General features: G+C 74.4%; 13 protein-coding genes. 9 read left to right on the plus strand and 4 right to left on the minus strand.

The window, feature by feature from the left end:
* The first annotated feature begins 64 nt into the window (after positions 1–64).
* Both Phou_RS42410 and Phou_RS42415 read left to right on the plus strand, forming a co-directional pair.
* Complete coding sequence (locus Phou_RS42410; RefSeq protein WP_246274386.1) at positions 65–613, plus strand: anthrone oxygenase family protein; 549 nt, start codon at positions 65–67, stop codon at positions 611–613.
* A 51-nt stretch (positions 614–664) separates the two neighbouring features.
* A complete protein-coding gene (locus Phou_RS42415) occupies positions 665–1,456 on the plus strand; it encodes a class I SAM-dependent methyltransferase (protein WP_246274387.1) in 792 nt (263 codons plus the stop codon).
* 35 nt (positions 1,457–1,491) lie between these two features.
* On the opposite strand, the gene Phou_RS42420 is transcribed toward Phou_RS42415, so the two are convergent.
* The gene (locus Phou_RS42420; protein ID WP_173068719.1) at positions 1,492–2,394 is read right to left on the minus strand and encodes a ketopantoate reductase family protein; all 903 of its coding nucleotides are present in this window, start codon (positions 2,392–2,394) and stop codon (positions 1,492–1,494) included.
* A gap of 25 nt (positions 2,395–2,419) precedes the next feature.
* Positions 2,420–2,542 (minus strand): 50S ribosomal protein L36, encoded by a 123-nt coding sequence (locus Phou_RS42425; protein ID WP_173068722.1) that lies wholly within the window; start codon positions 2,540–2,542, stop codon positions 2,420–2,422.
* A 226-nt stretch (positions 2,543–2,768) separates the two neighbouring features.
* On the opposite strand from Phou_RS42425, the gene Phou_RS42430 reads away from it, so the two are divergent.
* Both Phou_RS42430 and Phou_RS42435 read left to right on the plus strand, forming a co-directional pair.
* The gene (locus Phou_RS42430) at positions 2,769–4,907 is read left to right on the plus strand and encodes a glycoside hydrolase family 99 protein (RefSeq protein ID WP_173068725.1); all 2,139 of its coding nucleotides are present in this window, start codon (positions 2,769–2,771) and stop codon (positions 4,905–4,907) included.
* A 35-nt stretch (positions 4,908–4,942) separates the two neighbouring features.
* A complete protein-coding gene (locus tag Phou_RS42435) occupies positions 4,943–5,662 on the plus strand; it encodes an NUDIX hydrolase (RefSeq protein WP_173068729.1) in 720 nt (239 codons plus the stop codon).
* On the opposite strand, the gene Phou_RS53920 is transcribed toward Phou_RS42435, so the two are convergent.
* Together Phou_RS53920 and Phou_RS53925 are read right to left on the minus strand one after the other, a co-directional pair.
* Complete coding sequence (locus Phou_RS53920; RefSeq protein ID WP_246274388.1) at positions 5,578–6,009, minus strand: hypothetical protein; 432 nt, start codon at positions 6,007–6,009, stop codon at positions 5,578–5,580. The two genes, Phou_RS42435 and Phou_RS53920, sit on opposite strands and share 85 nt — an antisense overlap.
* Positions 5,976–6,413, minus strand: a complete 438-nt coding sequence (locus Phou_RS53925; protein ID WP_246274389.1) for a CDP-alcohol phosphatidyltransferase family protein — start codon at positions 6,411–6,413, stop codon at positions 5,976–5,978. Before Phou_RS53925 ends, Phou_RS53920 begins: the two co-directional genes overlap by 34 nt.
* A gap of 116 nt (positions 6,414–6,529) precedes the next feature.
* Between Phou_RS53925 and Phou_RS42445 the strand changes: the two genes are divergently transcribed.
* The 5 genes from Phou_RS42445 to Phou_RS42465 all read left to right on the plus strand — a co-directional run.
* A complete protein-coding gene (locus tag Phou_RS42445; protein ID WP_173068732.1) occupies positions 6,530–7,519 on the plus strand; it encodes a zinc-dependent alcohol dehydrogenase in 990 nt (329 codons plus the stop codon).
* 4 nt (positions 7,520–7,523) lie between these two features.
* Positions 7,524–7,922 carry a 6-pyruvoyl trahydropterin synthase family protein gene (locus Phou_RS42450; protein WP_173068735.1) on the plus strand — a complete coding sequence of 133 codons (399 nt, stop codon included), beginning with the start codon at positions 7,524–7,526 and terminating at the stop codon, positions 7,920–7,922.
* Positions 7,919–8,959: a glycosyltransferase family 4 protein gene (locus Phou_RS42455; protein ID WP_218579517.1), complete on the plus strand. Its 1,041-nt coding sequence runs from the start codon at positions 7,919–7,921 to the stop codon at positions 8,957–8,959. The genes Phou_RS42450 and Phou_RS42455 overlap by 4 nt, the downstream gene beginning before the upstream one ends.
* 10 nt (positions 8,960–8,969) lie before the next feature.
* On the plus strand, positions 8,970–9,773 hold the full coding sequence (locus Phou_RS42460) for a methyltransferase domain-containing protein (protein ID WP_173068740.1): 804 nt from the start codon (positions 8,970–8,972) through the stop codon (positions 9,771–9,773).
* A 58-nt stretch (positions 9,774–9,831) separates the two neighbouring features.
* Positions 9,832–10,505 (plus strand): lysylphosphatidylglycerol synthase domain-containing protein (locus Phou_RS42465; protein WP_173068743.1); only part of this gene is annotated, 674 nt, incomplete at its 3' end.

Genomic DNA, 10,505 nt, shown 5'->3' on the forward strand with positions numbered 1-10,505 from the left:
CGACCCCGCGCTGACGTGGGCAAATGAAAGGATCATGAAAGGAGGGCTGTGGTGTGATGGCGGGGTGAACGCTCCCGCCTCGTACCAGGTGGCCGCCGAACAGGCCGCCGGCCCCTCGCTGCTCGCCGGGATCGTGCTCGTCCTGGCCACCATGACCACCGGTGTCATCACCGGCGTCTTCGGCCTGTACGCGAACACGATCATGCCCGGACTGGGCAAAACCGACGACCGCACCTTTGTCGGGGCGTTCCAGCAGATCGACCGGGCCATCATCAACCCGCTGTTCATGACGTTCTTCTTCGGCGCGCTCATCCTCACCGGGCTGGCCGGGGCGCTGCACCTCGGCGCCGCCGGCCGGCGCGCGCTGCCGTGGATCGCGGTCGCGTTCGCGCTGTACCTGGTCGTCGTGATCATCACGATGGCGGTGAACGTGCCGCTCAACGACGCCATCAAGTCGGCCGGCGCGCCGGACAGCATCAGCGACCTGGCCCAGGTGCGCCGCGACTTCGACGAGGCCCGGTGGCGTGCCTTCAACTGGGTCCGGGTCGTGCTGACCACCGGCTCGTTCGCGCTGCTCTGCGTCGCGCTGCTGCTGAACGGCCGGCGGCGCTAGGGTCCCCCAGGTTGGCGATGGCGCGGCCGCTTCGGGCATAGGCTGGGCGGCGTGGCACGCGAGGTGTGGGCGCGCGGAGACGCGTACGAGGCGTACGTGGGGCGGTGGAGCCGGCGGGTGGCGGCGACGTTCGTCCGGTGGCTCGACGTCCCGGCCGGGCGGCGGTGGCTCGACGTGGGGTGCGGCACCGGCGCGCTCAGCGCGACGGTGCTGACGCTCACCGACCCGGCCGAGGTGGCCGGCGTCGACCCGTCGGACGGCTTCCTGGCGACCGCGCACGCCCAGCTCGCCGACCCGCGGGTGTCCTTTCTGACCGGTGACGCGCGCGCACTGCCGCTGCCGGACGACCGCTTCGACGCGGTGGTGAGCGGCCTGGCGGTCAACTTCGTGCCCGAGCCGGAGCTGGCGGCCGCCGAGTTCGCGCGGGTCGCCGCGCCCGGCGGCGTCGTCGCCGCGTACGTGTGGGACTACGCCGAGGGCATGCAGCTGATGCGCCACTTCTGGGACGCGGCGGCCGCCCTCGACCCGGACGGCGCCGAGCTCGACGAGGGCCGCCGGTTTCCGGTCTGCCGGCCAGGCCCGCTGCGTGCACTGTGGATGGACGCGGGCCTCGTGGACGTCTGCGTCGAGGCGATCGACATCCCCACCGTGTTCACGAGCTTCGAGGACTACTGGGAGCCGTTCCTGGGCGGGCAGGGCGCCGCGCCGGCGTACGCGATGTCGCTCGGCGAAGAGCGCCGCGACGCGGTGCGCGACCTGCTCCGCGACCGCCTGCCGTCCAACCCGGACGGTGCGATCGAGCTGACCGCACGCGCGTGGGCGGTCCGCGGCCACGCCGCCTGAGCGCTGCCGCGGCCGCCCATCCGCGCGGGCGACGGTCAGACGCCGCGCTCGCGCAGGTCCTCGACCAACCGGGTGGTCACCGGCACGTCGACGCCGTGGGCCGCCGCCGCGCGGAGCACGGCGCCGCCGATCGCGTCGACCTCGGCCGGGCGGCCGGCCTCGACGTCGCGCTGCATCGAGGACTTCATCGCCGGTGGCGCGCCGTCGAAGAGCGCGAGGACCGCGCCGGCGTCCGCTGTCGCGCCCGCGGCGTGTGCCACCGCCACCACCTCGCCGATGACGGCCTCCAGGTCCGGGCGGTACTTGTCCCGCACCTCGCCGGTGGTCGCGCCGTTGGCGGTGGTGAGCAGCGCCAGCGGCGCCAGGAAGGCGAGCTTGTCCCAGAGCACGGCGGCCTCGGAGTCGCGCACCGCCGTTTCGATGCCGGCCGCGTTCAGCTGCCCGGCGAGGGTGTCGAGGCGCTCGCGGGCGGTGTTGTCGCCGGCCACCTCGATCTTGCAGAAGGGGGTGGTGTGCGCGATCTGGCCGGGCGCGGTCCGCGCGGAGGCGACCCGGATGGCACCGGCGAGCACCTGGGCGGCTGGAAAGCGCTCGCGCAGCGCGGCGACGTGGTCGACGCCGTTGAGCAGCGGCAGCACCAGGCCGGCGCCGAGCGCCTCCGCGGGCACCCCGTCGAGGGCGGCGTCGAGGTCGGTGGCCTTGGTCGCGATCACGCACAGGTCGACCGGCGCGGCGAGCTTGTGCTCCGCGACGGCGGGCACGTGGAAGTCTCCGTACTGGGGGCTTGTCACGGAAAGTCCGCCGGCGGTCAGCGCGGCCGCGGTCTGCGGCCGCGCCACGTACACCACGGGGTGGCCGGCCCGGGTCAGCACCGCGCCGACCAGACCTCCCACGCCACCCGGCCCGACCACCGCAACACTCCACGGCGACTGCGTCACGTGCCCTCCCTCAGGGTCGCCGGCGTCAGCCCTGGCGGCCGTTCCACCGGGGGTCGCGCCGGTTGATCACGCGGACCCGGCCGCCGCGGCGGACCACCACCGCGCCGGGCTTGCGGGCCAGCGAACGTAGCGAGCTACGAACCTTCATCATCGTCCTCTTTCCACCTGGCGTTTCACTATCGCGTGTCTCCGGTATCTCGCCGGAGCCGTCGCGGCATACGGAACGCGAGGGGGCCGCCCATGATTCCCGGCAGCGTCCATCGATTCTTACGGCGAGATTGTCGCAAGATTTCGAGTTTCGATTCAACTATTGCGGGGATGCGTCGGGTCCTGGCACGATGGCCGTCGATCCCCCGCCCCTCGAGGAGCCTGACATGGCTGTTTCGCGCCGCACCTTCGTGACGTCCGTGGCCGCCGGCTCCGCCCTGGCCGCCGTGTCGACCACCGAGGTCGTCTCCGCCCTGACCAGCGCGGCCAGCGCCGCCAGCCCGCCCGGCGACGTGGTGGGAAAGATCTCCGTCGGCTACCAGGGGTGGTTCGCCTGCCCCGGCGACGGCGCGCCGATCGGCGGCTGGTGGCACTGGAGCCGCGACCGCTTCCAGCCGCCCTCGCCGAGCAACACCACGATCGTCTCGTGGCCGGACATGCGGGAGATCACGCGGGGCTACCCGACGGCGTACCCGAACCTCGGCAACGGGCAGCCGGCACAGCTGTTCTCCTCGTACGACCAGCAGACCGTCGACACCCACTTCCGGTGGATGCAGGAGAACGGCTGCGACACCGCGGCGCTGCAGCGGTTCAACCCGTTCGGCGACGAAGGCCCCACGCGGGACGCCATGGCGGTGAAGGTGCGCGGCGCCGCGGAGCGGACCGGGCGCAAGTTCTACATCATGTACGACGTTACGAGCTGGACGAACATGCAGTCCGAGCTCAAGACCGACTGGACGACAAAGATGTCGGCGCACACCGCGTCACCGGCGTACGCCCGGCAGAACGGCAAGCCCGTGGTGTGCATCTGGGGCTTCGGCTTCAACGACTCGGGCCGCCCGTTCGCGCCGGCACCCTGCCTCGAGGTGGTCAACTGGTTCAAGGCGCAGGGCTGCTACGTGATCGGCGGCGTGCCCACGTACTGGCGGCAGGGCATCAACGACTCCCGGCCGGGCTTCCTCGACGTGTACCACGCGTTCAACATGATCTCGCCGTGGATGGTGGGCCGCACCGGCACGCTCGACGGGCTGGACTGGTTCTACACCAACGTCAACGTGCCCGACCAGGCCGACTGCAACGCCCACGGCATCGACTACCAGCCCTGCGTGATGCCCGGCGACCTGTCCACCGGGGCCCGCCGGCACGGCGACTTCTACTGGCGGCACTTCTACAACATGGTGCGGGTCGGCTGCCAGGGCATCTACATCTCGATGTTCGACGAGTACAACGAGGGCAACCAGATCGCCAAGACGGCCGAGACCGCGGCGACCGTGCCGGCCGGCAGCGGGATCCGGCCGCTCGACGAGGACGGCACGTTCTGCTCCTCCGACTACTACCTGCGGATCACCGCGGACGGCGGCCGGATGCTCAAGGGCCAGCTCGCGCTCACCGCGGTGCGCCCCACGCCACCGGTCGCCGGAGGGGGACCCGGCCCGCAGCCCGGCGGCGACCTGGCGGCCGGGCGGCCCGCGTCGGCCAGCAGCCAGAACGGCGGTTTCGTCGCCGCCAACGCGGTGGACAACAACGGCGGCACCTACTGGGAGGGCGTCAACGGCGCGTTCCCACAGTGGCTGCAGGTCGACCTCGGCACGGCCGCGTCGGTCAACCGGGTGGTGCTCAGGCTGCCCGCGGGCTGGGGCGCGCGCACGCAGACGCTGTCGGTGCAGGGCAGCGCCAACGGCTCGACGTTCACGACGCTGGTCGCCTCGGCCGGGCGGGTCTTCGACCCCGCGTCCGGCAACACGGTGACGCTGACGTTCCCGGCGACGAGCGCGCGCTACGTGCGGGTCACCGTCACGGCGAACACCGGCTGGCCGGCCGCCCAGCTCGCCGCCGTCGAGGTGTACGCGGCCGACGGCCAGCCCACCGACCCGCCGCCGCAGCCGGGCGGCAACCTGGCGGCGGGGCGGCCGGCGAGCGCGAGCAGCCAGACCCAGAGCTTCGGGCCGGGCAACGCGCTCGACGGCAACGCGGGCAGCTACTGGGAGAGCGCGAACAACGCGTTTCCACAGTGGATACAGGCCGACCTCGGCTCGGCCCTCGCGGTGGGCCGCGTGGTGCTGAAGCTCCCGCCGGCCGCCGCCTGGGCCACCCGGACGCAGACGCTCTCGGTACAGGGCAGCGCCAACGGCACGAGCTTCACGACGCTGGTCGCCTCCGCCGGGCGTACCTTCAACCCGGCGACCGGCAACACCGTGACGCTCACGTTCACCCCGGAGACCGCGCGCTACGTGCGGATACACGTCACCGCCAACACCGGCTGGCCGGCGGGGCAGCTCTCCGAACTGGAGGTGTACGCGTCCTGAGCGGCGCATTCGCGTCACGGCGACGATAAGCTAGCATGGCGACCGTGACCGGGGTGGCCGTGACCGTCGACGTGGTCGTGCTGACGATCCGCGACGACCAGCTCCAGGTGCTCCTCGTCGAGCGCGGCATCGAGCCGTTCCGCGGGACGCTGGCGCTGCCCGGCGGGTTCATCCGGGAGCACGAGGACGCCGAGCCCGCCGCCCGCCGCGAGCTGGCCGAGGAGACCGCGCTCGACGGCGGCGGCCTCTACCTCGAGCAGCTGCGCACGTTCGCCGCGCCGGAGCGCGACCCCCGCGGCCGGGTCGTCACCATCGCCTACCTGGCGATCGCGCCCGACCTTCCGGTGCCGGTCGGCGGCAGCGACGCCCGCGCCGCCCGCTGGCAGCCGGTGGCCTCGGTCCTGGCCGGCACGGTCGCGCTCGCCTTCGACCACCGCGAGATCGTCGTGCACGCGGTCGACCGCGCGCGGTCCAAACTGGAGTACACGACGCTCGCCACGGCCTTCTGCCCCGAGGTCTTCACGATGTCCGAGCTGCGCCGGGTGTACGAGGTGGTGTGGGGCGTGTCGATCGACGCCCGCAACTTCCACCGCAAGGTCACCACCGCGGACGACTTCCTGGAGCCGACCGGCGAGCGGCGGGTCCTTTCGACCGGCCGCCCGGCCGCGCTCTACCGCCGCGGCGCGGCCAGGACCCTGTTTCCCCCGATGCTGCGCGGCGCGTTTCCGCCGGCGCCCTCCGGCACCACCACCTGAGGCAGGTTCACGCCGGCCAGCACGTGGCGGCGGAACTGGTGGGCGCTCCACAGCCAGGCCACGTCGCGGGTGAAGGACCAGACCAGCAGCGCCAGCGCCGTGCCCACGACGGCCATCGCCAGCGGGTACGGCAGCAGCCCGGAGCTGGCCACCGCCAGCACGATGCCCTGGATCGCGGCGACCACCTTGCGCGACAGGCGGTGCGGCAGCGCGGCCCGCAGCCACGGCAGCGCCCAGCTCGCCACCACGAACGCGTACCGGAACGCGCCGATCGCCAGCACCCACACGCCGAGCGACTGCGCGACCACCGCGCTCAGCACGAGGATGAGGATCGCGTCGACCTCCATGTCGAAGCGGGCCCGAGCGCCGAGGTGCTGTTCGTGCGGCGGGCCACCTGCCCGTCGACGGCGTCGAGCGCGAGCGCCACGGCGGCCAGCGTGACGAAGACCGCGACGGGTACCGCGTGCCCGGTGAGCCAGTCCGCGGCCAGCGCCGCCACGCCGCCGACCAGCGTGGCGCGGGCGAGCGTGACCTGGTTGGCCGGGCCGAGGAACGTGGTGCCGGAACGGCGGAGGGCGCGGCCGAGCAGGACCCAGGTGCCGGCGGCGAAGACGACGCCGACCGCCCAGCCGGCCGTGTTCAGGCCGACGCCCGCGGCCAGCATGCCGAGCAGGACGAACTGCACCGCCAGGCCCGCGGTATGCCCTTCGACGGCTGGTGTGGTTTCGAGGGGCCGGTCGCTGACGGTCAACGTTCCTCCGTAGTTGTCTGGGCGGGTAGGGCCCCACCACGTATGGTTACCAAGGCCCACGGTCTGGAAAACGGGAAACGGGCCGGTTTGGTTCACCGTGTCGCGGAAGGAGATCCATGACGCTCCGTGGTCGAGCGTTCTGGCTCGGGTCTCCCGGCGCCGGTGAGATCCGCCCCGTCACCCTCGATCCACCCGGTCCGGACGAGGTGGTCGTGCGCGCGCTCTGGTCGGGCGTGAGCCGGGGCACCGAGACGCTCGTCTTCCGCGGCGGCGTGCCGCACAGCCAGCACGCGGCGATGCGCGCGCCCTTCCAGGAGGGCGACTTCCCGGCGCCGGTCAAGTACGGCTACCTCAACGTCGGGACCGTCGAGGAAGGACCCGACGAGCTGCGCGGGCGCACGGTCTTCTGCCTGTACCCGCACCAGACGCGCTACGTCGTCCCGGCGTCCGCGGTGACCCCGGTGCCCGAGGCGGTGCCGGCGCGGCGGGCGGTCCTGGCCGGCACGGTGGAGACCGCGGTGAACGCGCTGTGGGACGCCGCGCCGCTGGTCGGCGACCGGATCGCGGTGGTCGGCGGCGGGATGGTCGGCTGCTGCGTCGCGGCCGTGCTGGCCCGCTTCCCCGGCGCGCGGGTGCAGCTCGTCGACGCCGATCCGGCCCGCGCCGGTACCGCCGCCGCGCTCGGTGTCGACTTCGCCTCGCCCGAGGACGCGGCCGGCGCCCGCGACCTGGTCATCCACGCCAGCGCCACCTCCGCCGGGCTGGCCCGCTCGCTGGAGCTGCTCGCCCCGGAGGGCACGGTGGTGGAGCTGAGCTGGTACGGGGACAGCGCGGTCACCATCCCCCTCGGCGAGCACTTCCACTCCCGCCGGCTGACCGTCCGCGGCAGCCAGGTCGGCACGGTGTCGCCGGCGCAGAAGGGGCGGCGCACCTACGCGGACCGGCTCGCCCTGGCGCTGGAGCTGCTCGCCGACCCGGCCTTCGACGCGCTGCTGACCGGCGAGTCCACATTCGACGAGCTGCCCGCCCTGCTGCCGAAGCTGGCCAGCGGCGAGGTGCCGGCCCTGTGCCACCTCGTCCGGTACGACACCGACCCAGGAGGTTGAGGGTTTGTTCAGCATCACCGTCCGGGACCACATCATGGTCGCGCACAGCTTCCGCGGCGAGGTGTTCGGCCCGGCGCAGCGGCTGCACGGCGCGACGTTCGTGGTGGACGCGACGTTCCGCCGGCCCGAGCTCGACGCCGACAACATCGTGGTCGACATCGGACTGGCCACGGCGCAGCTCGGCGAGGTGCTGGGTGAGCTGAACTACCGCAACCTCGACGACGAGCCCGCGTTCGCCGGCGTCAACACGTCCACCGAGTTCCTCGCCAAGGTCATCGCGGACCGCCTCGCCGACCGGGTCGCCGCCGGCGCGCTCGGCGAGGGCGCGCGGGGGCTGGCCGGGATCACGGTCGCGCTGCACGAGTCGCACGCCGCGTGGGCCGCCTACGAGCGGACCCTGTGACCGACCTGCACGTCGTGCTGCCCGGCGGGGTCGACGACCCGGCCGCGCCCAGCGGTGGCAACCACTACGACCGGCGGGCCTGCGCCCAGCTGGCCGCGCTGGGCTGGCGGGTGGTCGAGCACCCCGCGGACGGTGGCTGGCCACGCCCCGACGCCGCAGAGGTCGCCGGCCTGGCCGCGACGCTCGACGCGCTGCCCGACGGCGCCCTCGCGCTGCTGGACGGCCTGGTGGCGGCCGCCGCGCCCGAGGTGGTCGTGCCCGCCGCGGACCGGCTGCGGGTGGCCGTGCTCGTGCACCTGCCGCTCGTGGACGAGGCCGGGGACACCGAGCTGGACGCCCGCGAACGCCGCACGCTGCGGGCCGCGGCCGCCGTCATCGCCACCAGCGACGGCGCCGCGCGTCGGCTGGCCGCGCTGCACGGGCTCGACGGGGTGCGCGTGGCGGCCCCGGGCGTCGACCCCGCGCCCCTGTCACCGGGTACCGACACCGGCTCCCGCCTGCTGTGCGTCGCCGCGGTGACCCCGCGCAAGGCGCAGGACACGCTCGTCGCCGCGCTCGCCACGCTCGGCGCGCTGGACTGGACGTGCGCGTTCACCGGCGCGCTGGACCGCGACCCGGCGTACGCGGCGCGGGTCCGGGCGGCCGCCGCCCCGCTCGGCGACCGGGTCACGTTCACCGGCCCGCTCGGCGGCGCCGCGCTGCAGGCCCGGTACGCGGAGGCGGACCTGCTGGTGCTGCCGTCGCGCGCCGAGACGTACGGCATGGTGGTGACCGAGGCCCTCGCGCGGGGCGTGCCCGTGGTGGCCACCGAGGTGGGCGGCGTGGCGGAGGCGCTGGGCCGCGCGCCGGACGGGGCACGGCCGGGAATGCTGGTTCCGCCCGGCGATCCGGACGCGCTGGCCGGCGCGCTGCGTAGCTGGCTGACCCGGCCCGAGGTACGGTCCGACCTGCGCACCGCGGCCGCCGCCCGACGGTCCACACTGGACGGTTGGGACGTGACCGCGCGGGCGCTCGCCGGCGCGCTGGAGGCGCTGTGACGAGGGAGGCATGTTGAGCGAGTTCAGCCCGGCGTGGCTGGCGCTGCGGGAGCCGGCCGACGCCGCCGCCCGCGCCGCCGAGCTGCTGGATCCCCTCCGCGCGCACCTGGTCGGCACCACCCGTCCGGTCATCCGCGACCTCGGCGCCGGCAGCGGGTCGATGGGGCGCTGGCTGGCCCCGCGCCTCGGCGGGCCGCAGCACTGGGTGATGCACGACCACGACCCCGCGCTGCTCGCGCTCGCGGCGGCCGGCATGGCGCGGTTTCCGATGGTCACCGTCGAGACGCGCAAGAGCGACGTGACCTCCCTCGACGCCGCGGACCTGGCCGGCGCCTCGCTCGTCACCGCCTCCGCCCTGCTCGACCTGCTCACGGCCGAGGAGGTCGACAGGCTGGCGGCGGCGTGCGTGGCGACGGGCACCCCCGCGCTGCTCACGCTGTCGGTGGCCGGGCGGGTGGAGCTGTCACCCGCCGACCCGCTCGACGCCGAGTTCGAAGCCGCCTTCAACAGCCACCAGCGCCGCGTGCACGGCAGCCGCACCCTGCTGGGACCCGACGCGCCCGGCGTCGCGGCCGAGGCCTTCGCCCGGCACGGCGCCGAGCTGCTCTCGCGGCCCAGCCCGTGGCGGCTCGGCCCCGACGAGGCGGGGCTGGCCGCCGAGTGGCTGCGCGGGTGGGTCGCCGCGGCGGTCGAGCAGCAGTCCGCGCTCGGCGAGGCCGCGGACGGGTACCTCATCCGGCGTTTGGACGCCATCGCGGCGGGTGAGCTGCGCGCGGTGGTCGACCACCGCGACATCGTGGCATTTCCCGGATGAACCCTTTCCGGGCCTTCCGCCGTATCTCAGCGGGAAGACCTCGGTGAGGGAGAGTGGCGTGTCGCGGTCGGTGTGGGCCTGGGTCAAGGTGCTCGGCGGGTTGGCCATCCTGGGCGCCCTGGTGTGGCGCCTCGGCACCGGCGCGTTCCTCGACGGGCTGGCCGTGATCGACGGCAGCACGCTCCTCGCCGCCCTCGGCATCGGCCTGCTCACGACCGTGCTCAGCGCGTGGCGGTGGTGCCTCGTCGCGCGCGGCCTCGGCATCCGCCTCCCGCTGCGCGGCGCGGTCGCCGACTACTACCGCGCGCTCTTCCTCAACGCCGCGCTGCCCGGCGGCATCCTCGGCGACGTGCACCGCGCCGTGCGCAACGGCCGCGACACCGGCGACGTCGCCCGCGGCGTGCGCGCCGTCGTGCTCGAGCGCTCCGCCGGCACGGCCGTGTTCGTCGTGGTCGGCCTGTCGGTGCTGCTGGTGGTCCCGTCGCCGATCGTGCCCCGCAACCAGCTCGTCGAGGCCGCGGCCGCCGTCGTGCTCGCGGCCGCGCTGACCGCCGCGCTCGTCCTCCGGGCCCGCAGGGGCCGCGGCAGGTCGCCGGTCACCCGCGCGCTCGGCGCCGCCGCCGCCGACATCCGCCGCGGCCTGCTCGCCCGCCACGTGTGGCCCGGCATCCTGCTCTCCTCGGCGGTGGTGATGGCCGGACACCTGGCAACGTTCCTGGTGGCGGCGCGGGC

Origin of the sequence: Phytohabitans houttuyneae, from assembly GCF_011764425.1 — a bacterium.
In the GTDB taxonomy this organism is placed as follows: Bacteria; Actinomycetota; Actinomycetes; order Mycobacteriales; family Micromonosporaceae; genus Phytohabitans; species Phytohabitans houttuyneae.

Coding starts and splice junctions, on each gene's coding strand:
- Phou_RS42435 (WP_173068729.1), top strand. CDS start 4,943: ATGGCGACCGTGACCGGGGTGGCCGTGACCGTCGACGTGGTCGTGCTG.
- Phou_RS42430 (WP_173068725.1), top strand. CDS start 2,769: ATGGCTGTTTCGCGCCGCACCTTCGTGACGTCCGTGGCCGCCGGCTCC.
- Phou_RS53920 (WP_246274388.1), bottom strand. CDS start 6,009: ATGGAGGTCGACGCGATCCTCATCCTCGTGCTGAGCGCGGTGGTCGCG.
- Phou_RS42425 (WP_173068722.1), bottom strand. CDS start 2,542: ATGAAGGTTCGTAGCTCGCTACGTTCGCTGGCCCGCAAGCCCGGCGCG.
- Phou_RS42460 (WP_173068740.1), top strand. CDS start 8,970: ATGTTGAGCGAGTTCAGCCCGGCGTGGCTGGCGCTGCGGGAGCCGGCC.
- Phou_RS42445 (WP_173068732.1), top strand. CDS start 6,530: ATGACGCTCCGTGGTCGAGCGTTCTGGCTCGGGTCTCCCGGCGCCGGT.